The sequence below is a fragment of the Bacteroides sp. CAG:189 genome (assembly GCF_000432295.1).
Taxonomy (GTDB): Bacteria; Bacteroidota; Bacteroidia; order Bacteroidales; family Bacteroidaceae; genus Bacteroides; species Bacteroides salyersiae.
Genome location: NZ_HF991046.1, coordinates 18,381 through 35,815 on the forward strand (window position 1 = coordinate 18,381; position 17,435 = coordinate 35,815).

The 17,435-nt window shown below is 42.9% G+C and carries 17 protein-coding genes; 7 read left to right on the forward strand and 10 right to left on the reverse strand.

The features are described 5' to 3' along the window. Positions 1 to 217: 217 nt before the first annotated feature. Positions 218 to 604, reverse strand: a complete 387-nt coding sequence (locus tag QVP90_RS06355; protein ID WP_021935955.1) for a VOC family protein — start codon at positions 602 to 604, stop codon at positions 218 to 220. Positions 605 to 629: 25 nt separating this feature from the next. Beyond that, on the reverse strand, positions 630 to 1,136 hold the full coding sequence (locus QVP90_RS06360) for a GNAT family N-acetyltransferase (RefSeq protein ID WP_021935956.1): 507 nt from the start codon (positions 1,134 to 1,136) through the stop codon (positions 630 to 632). Positions 1,137 to 1,214: 78 nt separating this feature from the next. Between QVP90_RS06360 and QVP90_RS06365 the strand changes: the two genes are divergently transcribed. Together QVP90_RS06365 and QVP90_RS06370 are read left to right on the forward strand one after the other, a co-directional pair. Next, positions 1,215 to 1,646, forward strand: coding sequence for an N-acetyltransferase (locus QVP90_RS06365; RefSeq protein ID WP_021935957.1), 432 nt, complete (start codon positions 1,215 to 1,217; stop codon positions 1,644 to 1,646). A 34-nt stretch (positions 1,647 to 1,680) separates the two neighbouring features. After that, a complete protein-coding gene (locus QVP90_RS06370) occupies positions 1,681 to 2,133 on the forward strand; it encodes a hypothetical protein (protein WP_005931728.1) in 453 nt (150 codons plus the stop codon). 297 nt (positions 2,134 to 2,430) lie between these two features. Here the strand turns inward: QVP90_RS06370 and nuoE are convergent, their stop codons facing one another. The 5 genes from nuoE to QVP90_RS06395 form a co-directional block, all read right to left on the reverse strand. Next, on the reverse strand, positions 2,431 to 2,907 hold the full coding sequence (gene nuoE, locus QVP90_RS06375; RefSeq protein WP_005931730.1) for an NADH-quinone oxidoreductase subunit NuoE: 477 nt from the start codon (positions 2,905 to 2,907) through the stop codon (positions 2,431 to 2,433). Between the two features lie 19 nt (positions 2,908 to 2,926). Then, positions 2,927 to 4,693, reverse strand: coding sequence for an NADH-dependent [FeFe] hydrogenase, group A6 (locus QVP90_RS06380; protein ID WP_021935958.1), 1,767 nt, complete (start codon positions 4,691 to 4,693; stop codon positions 2,927 to 2,929). A gap of 11 nt (positions 4,694 to 4,704) precedes the next feature. Beyond that, entirely contained in the window at positions 4,705 to 6,612 is a 1,908-nt protein-coding gene (gene nuoF / locus QVP90_RS06385; RefSeq protein WP_005931736.1) for an NADH-quinone oxidoreductase subunit NuoF, read from the reverse strand. Positions 6,613 to 7,042: 430 nt separating this feature from the next. Continuing rightward, on the reverse strand, positions 7,043 to 7,837 hold the full coding sequence (locus QVP90_RS06390; protein WP_021935959.1) for an ABC transporter permease: 795 nt from the start codon (positions 7,835 to 7,837) through the stop codon (positions 7,043 to 7,045). Positions 7,838 to 7,913: 76 nt separating this feature from the next. Beyond that, on the reverse strand, positions 7,914 to 8,534 hold the full coding sequence (locus QVP90_RS06395) for an ABC transporter ATP-binding protein (protein ID WP_005931742.1): 621 nt from the start codon (positions 8,532 to 8,534) through the stop codon (positions 7,914 to 7,916). Between the two features lie 241 nt (positions 8,535 to 8,775). Here QVP90_RS06395 and QVP90_RS06400 point away from each other — a divergent pair, with 241 nt between their 5' ends. From QVP90_RS06400 to QVP90_RS06420, 5 genes are all read left to right on the forward strand, one after another. Next, positions 8,776 to 9,246 carry a T9SS type A sorting domain-containing protein gene (locus tag QVP90_RS06400; RefSeq protein WP_021935960.1) on the forward strand — a complete coding sequence of 157 codons (471 nt, stop codon included), beginning with the start codon at positions 8,776 to 8,778 and terminating at the stop codon, positions 9,244 to 9,246. Next, a complete protein-coding gene (locus tag QVP90_RS06405; RefSeq protein WP_021935961.1) occupies positions 9,243 to 11,018 on the forward strand; it encodes a CotH kinase family protein in 1,776 nt (591 codons plus the stop codon). The genes QVP90_RS06400 and QVP90_RS06405 overlap by 4 nt, the downstream gene beginning before the upstream one ends. A gap of 327 nt (positions 11,019 to 11,345) precedes the next feature. Beyond that, positions 11,346 to 11,876 (forward strand): ferredoxin domain-containing protein, encoded by a 531-nt coding sequence (locus tag QVP90_RS06410; RefSeq protein WP_005931750.1) that lies wholly within the window; start codon positions 11,346 to 11,348, stop codon positions 11,874 to 11,876. A 31-nt stretch (positions 11,877 to 11,907) separates the two neighbouring features. Beyond that, positions 11,908 to 13,023 carry an agmatine deiminase family protein gene (locus QVP90_RS06415; RefSeq protein ID WP_021935962.1) on the forward strand — a complete coding sequence of 372 codons (1,116 nt, stop codon included), beginning with the start codon at positions 11,908 to 11,910 and terminating at the stop codon, positions 13,021 to 13,023. Between the two features lie 75 nt (positions 13,024 to 13,098). After that, on the forward strand, positions 13,099 to 13,983 hold the full coding sequence (locus QVP90_RS06420; RefSeq protein WP_005931757.1) for a carbon-nitrogen hydrolase: 885 nt from the start codon (positions 13,099 to 13,101) through the stop codon (positions 13,981 to 13,983). 97 nt (positions 13,984 to 14,080) lie between these two features. Here QVP90_RS06420 and QVP90_RS06425 read toward each other — a convergent pair whose 3' ends face one another. From QVP90_RS06425 to QVP90_RS06435, 3 genes are read right to left on the reverse strand one after another with little or no spacing between them, the layout of a single operon-like run. After that, complete coding sequence (locus QVP90_RS06425) at positions 14,081 to 14,464, reverse strand: GtrA family protein (RefSeq protein ID WP_025819058.1); 384 nt, start codon at positions 14,462 to 14,464, stop codon at positions 14,081 to 14,083. Continuing rightward, on the reverse strand, positions 14,465 to 16,222 hold the full coding sequence (gene aspS, locus QVP90_RS06430; protein WP_021935963.1) for an aspartate--tRNA ligase: 1,758 nt from the start codon (positions 16,220 to 16,222) through the stop codon (positions 14,465 to 14,467). It abuts the gene before it with no gap. A 60-nt stretch (positions 16,223 to 16,282) separates the two neighbouring features. Next, positions 16,283 to 17,311: a diacylglycerol/lipid kinase family protein gene (locus QVP90_RS06435; RefSeq protein WP_005931762.1), complete on the reverse strand. Its 1,029-nt coding sequence runs from the start codon at positions 17,309 to 17,311 to the stop codon at positions 16,283 to 16,285. Between the last annotated feature and the right edge of the window lie 124 nt (positions 17,312 to 17,435).

A 17,435-nucleotide genomic window follows, 5' to 3' on the forward strand; every position in this document is an offset into this window, starting at 1 on the left:
ATTATCAAATCCGTCTTGCAATGGCAGAGGCGCGAACCGTTCAAGGGCGCTTACAATCTCTTTAATTTTCATTATTGTAGAAAATTTGGTTGCAAATATAAGAAAAAAGAAAGGAAGAAGTATGACTTTTATCGTTTTTTAGTACATTTGTAGAAATTCGGAGCAGCGAGCAATACTTGCAACTTCGTTATTTACCGGATCTTGCGGCAAAGTTTAATTAAACGGTTATTTCTACCAGGTTTCCGTCCGGATCGAGAATAGCGCTTTCAAAGAAGCCGTCTCCCGTAGTGCGAGGTTCGCTGGCAACTGTAAATCCGTCACGGCGCAGACGTTCCGTGAGTGCGAGTACTGCGTCTTTACTTCCAGTTGAGAAAGAAAAATGTGCTAATCCGATATGGGGAATGTTATCTGCCGGAGAAGTAACATCTGTTTTGCGCATAATTTCTATTAAAGCGCTTTTCTCGTCAAAGCTCACAAGATAGGATTCGAAGCCTTTCAAAGGATTGATATACTTCTCATTACCGGTTCCTTTAAAATAAGTGATGTAGAAATCTTTTAGCTCTTCCAACCGGGTGGTCCAGAGCGCAATGTGGTGAATGTGCATATAAGTCTGTTTTTATTAATGATGATTATTCTTCTTTTAAAAGGGCATAATAATGAAAGTCGAGTATCTTGCCATTCTTGATAACTGCTTTTCTCAAAATGGCTTCTTTTTTGAAACCGGCTTTCTCCAAAACTTTCATCGAGGGAATGTTGTATTCGAATACTCCGGCATAAATACGTATGACCGGTAGGGTTTCAAAAGCATATTTTACAGCTTCCTGCACAGCCGAGGTCATAATTCCCCGCCCCCAATATTGCTCACCTAACCAATATCCTATTTCGGCTGAAATTCTTTCTACATCGCTTCCCATAACAAAACCTACGCCTCCAACCGCTTTTCCATCTATGTCTATGGCAAAGTTCTCTGCCGGACCTTCATGCTCCATATTCATTTTAATGAAATTCTCTGCATCTTCTTCCGTATAAGGATGTGGCAAACCGTCGCGGGTATTGTTCCATATATTTATATTATTGATATGAAAAGTTAATGAAGGTATATCTTCCGGTGTCCAAACTCTTAATTGGTGGTTCATGATGTAGATTCGCTAAATGATTGTATATTTGCAAATATAGACAAAGTTGGTTGTAAACAATTTGATTTGAATCAAAATATGATAAGAAGTTATAATTCTCAGGATGCTGACCGGGTAATCCGTATTTGGCTGGAGGCTTCCATTCTTGCCCATCATTTTATCCCTGCTATGTATTGGATTGGTAAACAGGATGATATGCGGAATATTTATCTTCCTGCAAGCAATACTTATGTGTTTGAAGATGAAAATATCGGGTTGATACAAGGGTTTATTTCTATGACCGGCAATTATCTGGCTGCTCTATTCGTAATCCCCGAATCACAGGGAACGGGCATTGGAAAAGCGTTGTTGGAGCATGTAAAGGAGAGGCATACGGAAATTACATTGAATGTTTATGCCAAAAATGAATCGTCCGTTCTTTTTTATGAGAAACAGGGATTCCGGTTGATAGAGGAACAGATAGAAGAAGGAACCGATGAAAAAGAATTTATAATGAGGTGGAATAGATAATTATATGATTAATAATATATTAAATATAGATTAGATGAAAAAGATTTTATTTTTATTATTGCTGACTGTCGTTTTCGGAGCCTGTGAAAGCGATACTGACTCGAATTGGAATAATCGTCCGGGAGGGAATTCGGATGATACGCAAAATTGGGATTCGTATGTGATCACCGTTAAGAATTGGGAGCGCATAGGAGGTGTGAACGCAGATAATTCTTTTTTCCGTTGCGTTGTTGAGGATGAATATTTGGATCAGTATATTTTTGATAAAGGAAGTGTTATGGTATATTTGATTCAATATGACGGCGATGTGCCGGTTCAGACTCCTCTGCCTTATGTAATGCATTATGCCGATGGAGACAATTTGTGGACAGAAACATTCTCTTATGATTATTCTGTGGGGTCGTTTGCTTTCTATGTGACTTACAGTGATTTCTTTACTGAGAACTCCCCTGGAGAATGTCAATTTAAAGTAGTGATGCATTGGTAATTTGTCTTTCTCTCTATGTATCGTGTACAAAGCTTTCGGGAACAATATTTGAAGATAGTGGGCACAATGCATACAGATAGTGAGAACAATGCATACAGACTGTAAGGACAATGCATACAGACTATAGGAACGGTTCTGAAAAGAGGGAAAGATACTATTTGTAAACCATTGGCTTAAAGCCCGTTATAAAAGTATATACTTCTGTATATTAAAAGTGTACATTATTACCATATAAAAGAATAGACTTTTATCATGTAATAGTGTACACTTTTGTATTTCTCTTAAAATGTGTGATGGCTATTCAAGTTCGTCCAGAATCTTTTTGATATCTACCGGCTGAAGTCGTCCGTAAACTTTCTCTCCTATCATTACCACAGGTGCCAATCCGCAAGCACCTACACAACGCAGGCAGTCGAGTGAGAATTTTCCGTCGGGGGTTGTCTCCCCTACTTCGATTCCGAGAATACGTTTAAACTCTTCCAGTAATTTTTCTGACCCTCTTACGTAGCAGGCAGTTCCCATACAGACAGAGATGGGATGTTTGCCTTTAGGAGTCATTGTAAAAAAAGTATAGAAAGTAACCACTCCATATACTTTAGATACGGGAATATTTAGTTTATGGGCTATGATGCGCTGCATCTCTTCGGGCAAATACCCATGAAGATGCTGGGCTTCGTGGAGGATATTGATAAGTTCTCCCGGGTCGTTTCCGTGTTGGTCGCAGAGCGATTTCACCTGTTCGACCACCGTACATGCTAATTTTATATCCGACATAAATTTAATCCTTTAGTGTTTAATCGATCGATTTGTTGAAATAATGAGTGTGCAGCAGCATATGCGCCTTTTCGCTGAGCGGTTTGCCCAGATACTCTTCATACAGCTTTTGAATATACGGGTTCTCATGAGATTTCCGTATAGGTTTCTGAGCATCCTCCTGATACAATGCTCTGGCACGTGCATATAATATATCTGCTCGTCCGTGATGGAGCGGTTGGCCGCCACCACCGATACAGCCACCGGGACAAGCCATGATTTCGATGGCGTGATATTCATTATGACCGTTTCGTATATCTTCCAGCAGCCGGCGTGCATTTCCTAAGCCATGTGCTATTCCTACTTTCAATTCAAAACCATTCAGATTGATAGTAGCGCGGCGTACGCCTTCCAACCCTCTGACGTTCTCAAAGTTTACATTTTCCAGGACATTACCTGTATAAATTTCGTATACCGAGCGCAAAGCAGCTTCCATTACTCCGCCGGTAGTTCCGAAAATAACACCTGCTCCGGTCGATTCGCCCATCGGATGGTCAAATTCGCTGTCGGGCAACAGATGAAAGCCGATATTGGCCCGTTTGATAAGCGTTGCCAGTTCACGGGTCGAGATAGAATAATCTACATCGGGATTACCGTTGACTTTGAATTCCTCCCGATCGCATTCATACTTTTTGGCCAGGCAAGGCATGATGGATACCACCACCAGTTTTTCGCGTGGAATACCCATTTTTTCTGCCCAATAAGTTTTGGCGATAGAACCGAACATTTGTTGCGGAGAACGGGCGGTAGAAGGGATGTCGAGCAGATCGGGGAAGTGGTGTTCAAAGAAGTTCACCCATGCCGGACAGCATGAAGTGAGAATCGGCAGGCATACATTCTTATCGCCGTTGAGGAACCGGCCAAATCTTTCCAGTACCTCTGTTCCTTCTTCCATTATGGTGAGGTCCGCAGCAAAATCGGTATCGAATACATAGTTGAATCCCAGTTCACGAAGAGCGTATACCATTTTGCCCGTAACTTGTGTGCCGGCAGGCATACCGAATTCTTCGCCCAAAGCTACACGTACGGCAGGAGCTGTCTGCACGATAACTACTTTATCGGGGTTATCCAGGTCTTCGAGGAGCCGGTTGGTGTGATCGCGTTCAGTCAAGGCCCCTACCGGACAGACAGCTACACACTGTCCGCAATAGGTACATTCACTCTCACTCATTTTTTTGTCGAATGCGGGGGCGATAGTGGTATTGAATCCTCTTCGTACGGCTCCCAAAGCACCAACGGTTTGTACATCGTTACATACGCTTTCGCATCTGCGGCAGAAAATACATTTATCCATGTTGCGTACGATGGAAGAGGTTACTTCCCGCTTACGAAGTGAAAGTTCACCGCCATTGAAAGGCATTTCCCGTACATTGAATCGGAGGGCCAGGTTTTGCAATTCACAATTCCCCGATTTCGGGCAAGTGAGGCAGTCATTCGGATGGTCGGACAAGATAAGTTCGGCCACTACTTTTCTGGCATTCATTACCCGGAGGGTACTGGTGCGTACCACCATTCCTTCTGTGCACTTGGTGGCACAGGCCGGAGCAAGGTTGCGCCTGCCTTCCACTTCTACTACACATATACGGCAGGATGCCGGATTATTTTTTATACACGTTCCTTTCAGGTCGATGTGGCAAAGGGTCGGGATGTTGATACCGATTTCAGTTGCAGCTTCGAGGATAGTAGTACCTGCGGGTACTGTTATTGAATGACGGTCTATTTGCAGTGTTATTTCTTTTGTTTCCATAGTCATTGAGATTAGCATACAGAGATTGCATTGAACTTACAGCGTGCCATGCACATGCCACACTTGATACATTTCTCCGGAAGAACGGTATGAGGTTTACGCGGTAATCCCGTGATGGCATCCGCCGGACAATTTTTAGCACATAGGTGACAACCGATGCAAGTATCGGGATTGATGTAGTAGGTCAGCAGAGACTTGCATTGTTTGGCACGGCATGTTTTATCCCGTACGTGCTCCACATACTCGTCATAGAAATTGTCTAATGTAGATAACACCGGATTTGGAGACGTCTGCCCTAATCCGCATAAAGCAGTATCCTTTATTACTTTACCGAGTGTTTGCAAAGTTTGCAGGTCTTTCTCGGTGGCTTTCCCTTCCGTTATTTTATTGAGTAATTCCAACAACCGTTTGTTGCCGATCCGGCAGGGGGTACATTTACCGCATGATTCTTCTACAGTGAAGTCAAGGAAGAAGCGCGCTACTGACACCATACAATCATCTTCGTCCATAACGATCATTCCACCCGAACCCATCATAGAACCGGCTGCAAGCAGATTGTCGAAATCGATGGGGGTATCGAGATGCTTTTCGGTAAGGCAGCCGCCCGAAGGACCTCCGGTTTGTACGGCTTTAAATTGCTTCCCGCCTTTGATACCTCCGCCTATCTCATAAATTACCTCGCGTAAGGTTGTTCCCATCGGTACTTCTATTAACCCGACGTTATTGATCTTTCCGGCCAGGGCAAAAACCTTGGTTCCTTTGGATCGTTCCGTACCGATGGAGGCAAACCACTCGGCCCCGTTTATGAGAATGATGGGGATATTGGCCAGTGTTTCCACGTTATTCACATTGGTCGGTCTGCCTTGGTATCCGGATTCGGCAGGGAATGGCGGTTTCAGGGTCGGTTCACCTCTTTTGCCTTCCATCGAGTGAATAAGTGCGGTTTCTTCGCCACATACAAAAGCACCGGCTCCATACCTTATATTAATATCAAAGTTGAAACCTGTTCCCAATATATTCTCTCCCAACAATCCGTATTCACGGGCTTGCATAATGGCTGTTTTCAAACGGTGTATTGCCAATGGATATTCTGCACGAATGTATACGAGCCCTTGAGAGGCACCGATCGAATATCCGCATAATGCCATCGCTTCGATAATGGAATGAGGATCTCCTTCCATAATGGAACGGTCCATAAATGCGCCCGGGTCACCCTCGTCGGCATTGCAAACCACGTATTTAAGGGCTGCCTGCTGTTTTGCGGTCAGTTCCCATTTCATGCCTGTGGGAAATCCTCCGCCCCCACGGCCACGCAAACCGGAACGTTTGATCTCATCTATTATCTCTTCCGGAGTATGGTTGAAAAGGGAATCCGCCAAGGCTGCATACCCGTTGCGGGCAATATATTCTTCTATGTTCTCCGGGTCGATGAAACCACAATTGCGCAATGCGATGCGCATTTGTTTCCGGTAGAAATCCATATGTTTCGAATCGCTTACTTTCTGTTCGGTTTTAGGATCGGTAAATAGCAGACGCTCGATCCTCTTACCTCTTATAATATGTTCCCTTACTATTTCCTCGGCATCTTCGGGAGTTACTTGTATATAAAATGTATTGTCGGGTATGATTTTTACGATAGGCCCTTTCTCGCAGAAACCAAAGCAGCCGGTTGTTATGACCTCTACTTTGTCTGCTATTCCGTTTTCTTCGAGTGCTTTATTCAGATTGTCTGCAATGGTGTGACTGGAAGAAGCTTTGCATCCCGTACCTCCACAAATCAAAATCTGCAAGTGTTGTGAACCGAGAGTCAGACCGCAGCTATTTTCAGTTACTTTGTCGTTACTCTCTTCACGTAAACGGAGTGCGGTTGCCGCACTTTTTCTGATCTTTTCAAGATCGTGAATTGACAGTATTTTCATCGGTATTAAATTAAGTTCGGTAGCAAATATACAAATTCAACCGACGATACAAAAAGAAACTGTCTGAAATATTAAAAGGAAAGTATTTTAGGGAGATTAATAGATTTATTTTAGATGTTTTTGCATACTGTGGATTGCAAATGGCCATTTTTTGTGTCATTAAGATAAAAACGAAGCCTCTCCCCAACCCTCTCCGTGGGAGAGGGCGTACAGATACTTTTGTTTATTGATTAGTTACAAAGCTAACTTAGCTCCCTCTCCCACGGAGAGGGTTGGGGAGAGGCTTCAATATCCTCTACACAAGTATTCAATAACAACATTCTACCTTTTTAATTTTATTCTTGTTTTAGTAACCCTCATCAATAAACTGTATTATAAATATCAACCCTATAAAATATAAAGAACGACTGTTACGTATGTCCAAGATGACCTATACCTTTTTTTCTACCATAACCTGTAACAGCCTGCCATATGCATCGAATGATTTACGCGATGCAAGTGAGATGGTGATCATCAGTGATAGCATGGAAGCGGTGAATGTAATCACCATAATCATCATTTGATATTTGATGGCCACATTCGGGCTACTGCCTCCCAATATCTGTCCGATCATTGTGCCCGGTAATGCCACCAATCCCATTACGGCGATATTGGCTATCAGAGGGCTGAAAGCTTTTATGATCGCCTGCCGGATGAAAGGAGCTTGTGCTTCCTGACGTGTCGCTCCGTTGCCGAGCAGATAGCAATAGAGTTGCTCTTCCCGTTTCAGACCGCTGTAATAGGTGTTCAAGGCGATGACATTGCTCGAAAGCATGTTTCCCATCAGAATGCCGAAAATAGGAATGAAGTATTGGGCGCTGAATACATTGTCCAGTTGAAGTACTATACCGATAAAGTACATTCCTACCAGAACCACACTACATAGAAAGCCCACACTGATGGGAATCAACAGTATTTTCCGTTTTAATCCGGTACGCGAAAGGGCCGTTTGTCCGGCTACGAATATCATAATGATTACCCACAGAAAGTTTATCCACGGGTTATTCCACAGGAATAAGTATTTCAGATACATCCCGATCAGGAAAAGCTGTACGATCATGCGTGCCGTGCCGATAAGGGTGGCTTTTAACAGACCGGTTTTGAATTTCCACAAATAAAACACCGGTATGATCAGCAGAAGCAAGCCGGTAAACAGGCTAAGGTAAGATATATCTATTGTTCCCATGAAAATATTTACGATTGAACGGTTGACGGTTAGACGATTGAGATTACATCCCTTTAATAATTGTGATTATCTGATTTTATAATGTGATTATCTGATTACAGCCGTGGGCGAAGGCTTTGCTATGGGATACGGCTAAAACAGCAGCTCCTTGTTCGGCTTGTCTGCATAAAAAAGCCAATACTTTATCTGCAGATTCGGAATCGAGCGCCGAGGTGGGTTCGTCTACTATAATCAGCGGCTTTTTTAATAGGGCGGCCACGGCTATCATAATGCGTTGCCGTTGCCCGCCGGATACTTCCCCTACCCGCTTGTTATACAGTTCTTCATCCAATCCCAATTCTGCAAAGCAGTCGAACAGCATTTTCTTCGAGAAAGGATTGTTTTTGTTAGCTTTCAGTTCAAACGGAAGCCGCACCATCTCCTTTACCCATTCAACGGGCAGTGCCAGTTCTTGGGGAATCCAGGCTGTCTGGCGGCGAATGATGTCAATGGTACTCTTATTTAATTCCAAATCGCCTACGGTGATTGTTCCTTCACGTAACGGTACAAATCCCATAATGGCGTTAAGAAGCGATGTTTTTCCCTTACCCGACTCTCCCGCAATGCAAGCCGTCTCGCCTCTGCGTACTTGCATGCAAAAGCCGGAAAAAAGCACGTCTTCTCCGAAAGCAATACATGCGTTATTTATTTGTAGCATTTATGTCTTAATAATCAGTCTTTTCGGCAAAGGTAGGAAAAATATGGCGCTTCTTTATACTTTATTTGTGAATCTTCACGAAGAATTTATCAGAAAGACGGAGAAAAAATGTTAGCCATACGGGGCACATTTGTGCAAATACGGTAAGTAATTATCGATAAACAGTTAAATAAGATTAATCGGTATGGGGTGTTTCTACTATTCATATGTATTACTACCATAACAATTAAATCTTTTTATTATGAAACACATTTGCATACCTCTATTAGGTATTTTAGGTTGCCTGTATGCTTCTTCGGTCTATGCACAACAGCTTGTTGCACCTGCCGGGAGGGAGTCTCCTGCGGTGTCTTGGGTTATAGGGGAAGTTGTCGGAGGTTATTATCAAACAGATGACTGTATGATCGTTCAGGGAATCTTGTCTTATATCGATCTAAGCTCGTCTGTGGGGTTGGAGACTGATGAGTGGCAGGAGAAAACCGTGATATGGCCTTCTCCGGTCGGCGATTATTTGAATATCTCCATCCCTCCGTCTGCTTCTATGGCTTCTATCAGTATCTATTCACTCAATGGAGTATTGGCAAGACAGTTCAATATACTGAAGTCTCCTTCTACGTATAATGTATCTTCTTTAACTTCCGGTATTTACAGTGTAAAATTAACCGATATCAACGGTAAAACAGTAGTAACAAAAAAAATCATAAAACTATGAAACACATTTTCTTATTGATCAGCTTTTTCATCAGCCTGAATATGTTTGCAATCGATCCTCAGAAGGGATTTAATTATCAAGCCGTTTTGCGGGACGCTTCAGGGATGGTCATAAAAGAACAGAGCGTGACGTTACAGGTTACAATTATGTCGGACAATCAGGTGGCATATAAGGAAACCCACCAGCTCACTACATCGGCCACGGGATATATAAATATGGTTATTGGTAACGGAAGCCGTGTTTTCGGTACATTTGAAAAGATCGACTGGAGCGCTCAAAACCAATCGATTAAGATCAAACTCGATAGAGGGAACGGCTACGAAGAGATCAGTGCCACGGAATTGGGCAGCGTGCCTTATGCAAAATATGCGGAATATGCTTTGAACAGCAATTCCGAGGATTTTCAGAAGTCGATCGGTGCGTTGAAAAAGACGAATGACAGTCTGGTAAACTGCATCATCGATCTTAAGAAACAATTAGAAGCAAACGAAACGTCTCTAAGTGATTTGCAGGATGCCACTGCCTCATTTTCGGAGTATCAGGAACTGAAAGATAAAAAATACACTTCTATTCTTCCTCCGGAAGGTTTGGGACAGGTTAATATCGACGTGAATCTGAATAACGTGACAAAAGATTATCCCGTTACTGCCAAGCTGACTTATAATGGTGGCAACGGTTACGGTTTTAAGTCGGAAATAGAGATAACCTATCAGGGTTCTTCTTCGATGTCATATCCTAAAAAGAATTTCTCTATCGATCTCGACCGAAAAATAAAATTTGGAGACTGGATACCGATGGATTCTTATCATTTAAAGGCCAATTATATAGATGCTACGCAGGCAAGAAACGTTTGTATGGGGCGTGTTGTAGACGATGTTGCCTATACACTGCCGTTTGAGAAGCAACGTCCGTGGCGTTCGGGTTGGGGAGATAATGTAAAAGGTAATATACTGGATAACGGAGCTAAAGGACATATTGACGGGTTTCCCATAGAGCTGTATATTAACGATGAGTATTATGGTCTTTATACCTGGAATTTGAAGGTACATCGTGATAATTACTGTATGACAAAGTCGAATTACAATCATATTTTGCTGAAAGCGGAAGAGCATAACAATTTCTATGCATTTGTATCAAGTAACTGGGAGATGAAGAATCCTAAAATCGACGGAGTCAGTGGAGCCGGTGATATTCCGGCAGATATCGTAAAAAAGATTTCCCGTCCGTTGGATTGGTTCAATTCAGTGAAAAATAATCCGAGTGCTTTCAAAAGCGGATTCAACAATTATTTCAATAAAGATGCAATGATGGATTATTATATTATTCTGGAGGCATTTTATGCCGACGATGATGTCGATAAAAATCTATCGATGTGCACGTGGGATGGAAGTATCTGGTATTTCCAATGGTATGATATGGATACGATATTGGGATTGTATTGGAACGGGAGTAAGTTGTTGTCCAGTTCGGGAAGCGTACTGAACTCTCCCGAGCCCGGCGAGAGCGGCAAACGCTTTTGGAATATGTTTTATGCGGCTTTCCAACCGGAAATTGTTGCACGTTGGAATTATCTTAAGACGAATGCGTTGAGCTACAATAATGTAATCGGACGTTTCTCGGATTTTATGTCGCAAATATCACAGGAAGCCTACGAGAAGGACTTTAAGAGATGGCCGGCAATACCGTCTAACAGCAGTTGCTACACCTCTTTGGCACAAATCAGTAAATGGTATCAGGAGCGTTTGGTGTGGATGGATAGTTATTTTAAATAACCCCTACCGTCTGCGTATATACTGATAATAAAAAAGCGTAGATTTATACAAATGATCGCAAATGTGATTTTGCTCTTTGTGTAAATCTGCGTTTTTTTTATGTTTTCATTTAATTCTGATTCGTTATAAGAATTATGCTGTATAGCTTCTTCTTAATCATGCGAGACAAAAGTTATGTCGAACTCAGGTTAATTTATCTTGGATTGGCTATACTCTTTGCATTATAAGCAAACAGTAAAGGGGATTCTCTGTTAGATAAAGAATTAATTCTTTTTTCCGTTACATTTTTATCTTTATCTTTGCTTAGTGAATTTTAAAAAAGAGATTATGATACAGAACGAACGAGATATTCGTCATGAACATGTGCTTGATGTGGCACGTCAGATGATGACAGCAGCCCGTACGGCTCCGAAAGGAAAGGGAGTGGATATAATAGAAGTTGCTTTGGTTACAGGGGATGATGTAAAAGTACTTTCCGATAAGATGGTTGCAATGGTAGAAGAACATGGTATGAAATTTTTTCTTCGGGATGCCGATAACATATTGAGTGCAGAGGGCATTGTGCTGATAGGTACGCATGAACAGGCTCAGGGTTTGAACTGCGGACATTGCGGATATGCCACTTGTGCCGGTCGTGCAGAAGGAGTGCCTTGTGCTATCAACAGCGTCGATGTCGGCATTGCTATCGGTTCTGCCTGTGCCACAGCAGCCGATATGCGTGTAGATACACGTGTGATGTTCTCTGCGGGATTGGCGGCACAACGGCTTGACTGGTTGAAAGGCTGTAAACAGGTGTATGCCATACCTGTCAGTGCTTCTTCCAAGAATCCGTTCTTTGACCGTAAGCCCAAACAATAGATTTCATAAATTAAAAAAATAAATCAGGCAGATGGGAATTTTAGTAGGACTTCCCCGTACAGGAGGTTCGGAGAAAGATTTACAATTGAATTTTGGCAAGGTAGCCGATCAGCAGATGGAGGTGCGGAAGCCTTTTCTTCCCGCTGAGTGGTATCCTCAAAGCGGAGTACAATTAACTTGGCCTCATGCAGAGACGGATTGGGCATATATGTTGGAGGAAGTGCAGAAGTGTTTTATCGATATAGCCCGGGAGATAGCGGAAAGAGAGTTGTTATTGATTGTCACCCCTGAACCGGAAGAGGTGAAAAAGCAGATTGCCGCTATTGTGAATATGGAGAATGTCCGTTTTCTGGAATGCGGAACGAATGATACATGGGCGCGTGATCACGGAGCCATTACCATGATGGATGCAGACGGGCCTTCCCTACTCGATTTCACTTTTAACGGATGGGGATTGAAGTTTGCTTCCCATCTTGATAATCAGATTACTCGTCATGCTGTTGAAAATGGAATTCTGAAAGGGCGTTATGTCAATCGTCTCGGTTTTGTGCTCGAAGGGGGATCTATCGAGAGTGACGGTATGGGAACTTTGCTTACTACCTCCGAATGCCTGTTGTCTCCCAACCGTAACGGACAAAAAAATAAAGTGGAAATTGAAGAGTATCTGAAAAGTGTTTTTCAAGTTCGGCAAATATTATGGTTGGATGACGGATATCTGGCCGGTGACGATACGGATAGCCATATCGATACATTGGCACGGTTTTGCCCCGCCGATACCATTGTCTATGTGCAATGTGAAGATGAAACGGATGAGCATTATGAAGCTTTGCAGGCTATGGAAGAACAGCTTCATTCATTCCGTACATTGAACGGTGAACCTTATCGTCTGTTAGCTTTGCCAATGGCCGATAAAGTAGTGGAAGAGGGAGAACGGTTACCTGCCACATATGCTAATTTCTTGATACTGAATGGGACTATCCTCTATCCTACTTATAATCAACCGGAGAATGACAGGCGTGCTTGTGAGGTTTTGCAGGAGGCTTTTCCCGGATATCAGATGGTAGGCATCGACTGTCGCCCTTTGATTAAGCAACACGGTTCCTTGCATTGCGTCACCATGCAATACCCCCTCGGCGTCCTAAAATAGTAACTTCAATCGTAAATCGTAAATTGTCCAATCGTAAATAGCTTTGATTGTTCAATCGTAAATATATTGATATAGATGAGAAAGATACAAGTCGGTTTGATTCAGCAAGCCAATACTTCGGACATCAGAACGAATCTGATGAATTTAGCTAAGAGCATAGAAGCGTGTGCTGCACGTGGTGCACAGCTGATTGTGTTGCAAGAGTTACACAACTCCCTTTATTTTTGCCAAACGGAAAATACCCTTGTTTTTGATTTAGCGGAATCTATTCCCGGCCCTTCTACCGGATTTTATTCGGAGTTGGCTGCCGCTAACGGGGTCGTTTTGGTAACTTCTTTATTTGAAAAACGTGCTCCGGGATTGTATCATAATACGGCGGTCGTTTTCGACAGTGATGGCAGTATAGCCGGAAAATACCGGAAGATGCATATCCCCGATGATCCGGCCTATTATGAGAAGTTTTATTTTACTCCCGGAGATATCGGCTTCGAACCTGTCCAAACCTCTTTGGGTAAACTTGGCGTGCTTGTATGCTGGGACCAGTGGTATCCGGAAGCAGCCCGACTCATGGCCTTGAAAGGAGCGGAATTGCTGATTTATCCTACTGCCATCGGTTGGGAAAGTTCGGACGCCGATGATGAGAAGATCCGCCAGCTCAATGCATGGATTATCTCTCAACGTGCTCATGCCGTAGCAAACGGCATTCCGGTTATTTCTGTTAACCGTGTGGGGCATGAACCTGATCCTTCGATGCGTACGGATGGAATCCTTTTTTGGGGAAACAGCTTTGTTGCCGGTCCTCAAGGAGAATTGCTGGCGCAAGCTTCCAATGACCGTACAGAGAATATAGTTGTAGAAGTTGATATGGAGCGTTCGGAAAATGTGCGCCGTTGGTGGCCGTTCTTGCGCGACAGAAGAATAGACGAATATGGCGGACTGACAAAACGGTTCTTGGACTGATCTTTCGTTTCACAGTATATATACACAGAGGGCACAGATTTTTGGTTGCTGTACAACTAAAATTCTGTGCCCTCTGTATATTCTCTGTAGTGAATGACTATCGAAAAGTAATTTTTTTGTTTGTTATAAAATTGACTGTTCCATAGATAAATAAACCTAAGAATTGGGCTAAGTACTCATTTACATCCCCTGCTTCTACCAATGAAATAAGAAATAGGAACTGCGCACTATATGCTATACCGAAAGCCATACCAAAGAACAGCATCTGTTTCCAAAGGCTGTTCTTTCTGCTTTCGGTAGGAAATATCCAATATTTGCACCAAATAAAATTGTGTATTTGGGCTATAATATACGCAGTGATATTGGCAGGAATGTAATCGTACGACAACTTCTTCATCATCAGCCAAATGATGAATGCTGTAATCAAAGCATTGAGCGTACCTATTACGGCAAAACGAAAGATGCGTACAGACTCTTTCACTTATTCCTTGATATCTACGATCAGATTCAGTTCATCAAGTTGTGACGGATCGAGTGCTGCCGGAGCATCCAACATCACATCACGACCGGAATTGTTTTTCGGGAATGCAATGCAATCGCGGATTGAATCCAGACCTGCAAAGAGCGATACCCAACGGTCGAGACCGTAGGCCAAACCGCCGTGAGGAGGAGCGCCGAATTTGAATGCATTCATCAGGAAGCCAAACTGTTCTTGTGCCTTTTCGGGGGTAAAGCCCAAGATTTCGAACATCTTTGCCTGTAGTTGTGCGTCGTGGATACGGATTGACCCGCCTCCTACTTCCACACCATTGACAACCATATCATAAGCATCTGCGCGAACAGCAGCCGGATCGGTATCCAACAGATGGATATCTTCGTCTTTCGGATGCGTAAACGGATGGTGCATCGCCATCAGACGGCCTTCTTCTTCACTCCATTCAAACATCGGGAAATCTATTACCCAAAGACAAGCAAACTTGTTCTTATCACGCAATCCCAACTGCTTACCCATTTCAAGACGCAGTTCACAAAGTTGTTTCCGGGTCTTCATGGTATCATCGCCGGACAGTATCAAAATCAAATCGCCCGGTTTAGCTCCAAAAGCTTCTTTCATCTGCTGAAGCACCTCTTGTGTATAGAATTTGTCAACACTCGATTTTACCGTACCATCGGCTTCTACACGTGCATATACCATTCCTTTGGCACCGATTTGCGGTCTTTTTACGAATTCCGTCAATGCATCCAATTGCTTACGGGTATAACTTGCAGCACCTTCGGCACAAATACCGCCGATATAGGTCGCATTGTCGAATACGGAAAAGCCGTGACCTTTCATGATATCCATCAACTCTACGAATTTCATTCCGAAACGCAGGTCCGGTTTGTCACTGCCGTAATATTTCATGGCATCGCTCCAAGGCATGCGTATAAACGGCTCTGTCAGTTTCACTCCACGAAGTGTTTTGAACAGATGTTTTGCCATGCCTTCGAATGTAGCGATAATGTCTTCTTGTTCAACGAAGCTCATCTCGCAGTCTATCTGGGTAAATTCCGGTTGACGGTCGGCGCGAAGGTCTTCGTCACGGAAACATTTTGCAATCTGGAAATAACGGTCGAAGCCGGCCACCATTAACAGTTGCTTTAAAGTCTGCGGAGATTGGGGCAAAGCATAAAACTGTCCCGGATTCATACGTGAGGGAACTACAAAATCGCGGGCGCCTTCGGGAGTAGAGCCTACCAATACCGGAGTTTCTACTTCGATAAACCCTTGTTCGTCCAGATATTTACGTACCTCTATTGTCATTTTATGGCGCAATTCCAAATTGGAACGAACGGCATTACGACGCAGATCGAGATAACGGTATTTCATACGGATGTCATCTCCCCCGTCCGTATTATCTTCAATCGTAAAAGGAGGAGTTACGGCTGCATTTAGAATATTCAGTTCCGATACGATGATTTCGATATCTCCCGTAGGAATATTTGAGTTTTTGCTGAAACGTTCGTTTACAACTCCGGTTATCTGGATAACGAATTCGCGTCCCAGTTTGTTAGCTTGTTCACATAGTTCGGCGTTTACTTCTTCGTTGAAAACCAATTGAGTGATGCCGTAGCGATCGCGGAGATCAATAAAAGTCATACCTCCCATTTTACGGCTGCGCTGTACCCATCCGGACAGCGTTACTTGCTTGTTTACATCAGAGATTCTAAGTTCTCCACACGTGTGTGTTCTAAACATATCCTTAATTTACAATTAGACGATTTACTATTTTACAATTTTGCAAAAGTACACAAATTCTTAATCCTTTCGGGTTAATTTCTTAATAATTTTCTGATTTTTGTGGGTAATGTTGTCTACAATAGCTTCGTTGATCATTCTAATGCCGTTTACGTATTCCTGTGCCCTCTGCAATACATTTGCATTGTCTTTTTCCACGGTTGTTTTGGGCACGATAACCCGTAGCCCTTTTTGTATAATTTTGATGTTTACATTCTCATCAGCCTGCATCGGATCACCGTCAAAATGAATGACTCCCGGTTTGGAACGATGAATGCGCAAGTTTTTACAACGGAAAGTTTTGATACGGCTATTTTGATCGATGGTTTTATTGAACAGTTGGAAGGCGAGCGACGGTACGTCCAGAACGGTGAACGGTTCAAGAATGGTAACATCCAGAAGACCGTCTGTCAGGGTGGCTTGTGGTGCTATATAGGCGTTGTTGCCATATTGTGACGCATTCCCGCATGCAATGAGAAATGCCTTATATTTATAGGTACCGTCTTCGGTTTCCAGTTCGTAAGTTTCGGGTTGATAAGTCAGACTCTCCTGCAATGTTTTTTCCAGATAGGTCAATAATCCGCGTTTTCCGGCATTGGCAAATTTCAGACTGACGAAAGCGTCGAATCCTACTCCGCAAGTACAAAAAAAATCTGTACCGTTGATCTTACCATAATCTATAATGTCGCATATCCCGTCGTTGATTATCTCCAATGCCTTTTTAGGCTCCATCGGGATATGCAGATGTCTTGCAAGTCCGTTGCCCGATCCGCATGGGATGATGCCGAGTGCTGTTTCCGTATGTACCAGCGAGCGTCCTATCTCGTTGATCGTTCCGTCACCACCGATAGCTACCACTACATCGGTTTTCATTTCCGCAGCTTGGGCAGCAATCTCTATGGCATGACCGGCTCTTTTTGTATACACCACATCCCAAGTATACTTCTCCTTATCTATTTTTTCGTCTAATAGATTAAGAATAAGCTCCTTACTCTGTGTGCCTGAAATCGGATTGACGATGAATATTAATTTCTTCATGTTTTCGTTCATGCTATATTTTTATCGATTGTGATCGACAAAAGTAATATAAATTTCTAAATTTTAAGTCTCCTCATCTCTCCAAAAGCATAAAGAGCATATTTTTTCTACTAAAAAGAACAGCTGAAAACAAATT

Coding starts and splice junctions, on each gene's coding strand:
- QVP90_RS06355 (WP_021935955.1), bottom strand. CDS start 604: ATGCACATTCACCACATTGCGCTCTGGACCACCCGGTTGGAAGAGCTA.
- QVP90_RS06360 (WP_021935956.1), bottom strand. CDS start 1,136: ATGAACCACCAATTAAGAGTTTGGACACCGGAAGATATACCTTCATTA.
- QVP90_RS06365 (WP_021935957.1), top strand. CDS start 1,215: ATGATAAGAAGTTATAATTCTCAGGATGCTGACCGGGTAATCCGTATT.
- QVP90_RS06370 (WP_005931728.1), top strand. CDS start 1,681: ATGAAAAAGATTTTATTTTTATTATTGCTGACTGTCGTTTTCGGAGCC.
- nuoE (WP_005931730.1), bottom strand. CDS start 2,907: ATGTCGGATATAAAATTAGCATGTACGGTGGTCGAACAGGTGAAATCG.
- QVP90_RS06380 (WP_021935958.1), bottom strand. CDS start 4,693: ATGGAAACAAAAGAAATAACACTGCAAATAGACCGTCATTCAATAACA.
- nuoF (WP_005931736.1), bottom strand. CDS start 6,612: ATGAAAATACTGTCAATTCACGATCTTGAAAAGATCAGAAAAAGTGCG.
- QVP90_RS06390 (WP_021935959.1), bottom strand. CDS start 7,837: ATGGGAACAATAGATATATCTTACCTTAGCCTGTTTACCGGCTTGCTT.
- QVP90_RS06395 (WP_005931742.1), bottom strand. CDS start 8,534: ATGCTACAAATAAATAACGCATGTATTGCTTTCGGAGAAGACGTGCTT.
- QVP90_RS06400 (WP_021935960.1), top strand. CDS start 8,776: ATGAAACACATTTGCATACCTCTATTAGGTATTTTAGGTTGCCTGTAT.
- QVP90_RS06405 (WP_021935961.1), top strand. CDS start 9,243: ATGAAACACATTTTCTTATTGATCAGCTTTTTCATCAGCCTGAATATG.
- QVP90_RS06410 (WP_005931750.1), top strand. CDS start 11,346: ATGATACAGAACGAACGAGATATTCGTCATGAACATGTGCTTGATGTG.
- QVP90_RS06415 (WP_021935962.1), top strand. CDS start 11,908: ATGGGAATTTTAGTAGGACTTCCCCGTACAGGAGGTTCGGAGAAAGAT.
- QVP90_RS06420 (WP_005931757.1), top strand. CDS start 13,099: ATGAGAAAGATACAAGTCGGTTTGATTCAGCAAGCCAATACTTCGGAC.
- aspS (WP_021935963.1), bottom strand. CDS start 16,222: ATGTTTAGAACACACACGTGTGGAGAACTTAGAATCTCTGATGTAAAC.
- QVP90_RS06435 (WP_005931762.1), bottom strand. CDS start 17,311: ATGAACGAAAACATGAAGAAATTAATATTCATCGTCAATCCGATTTCA.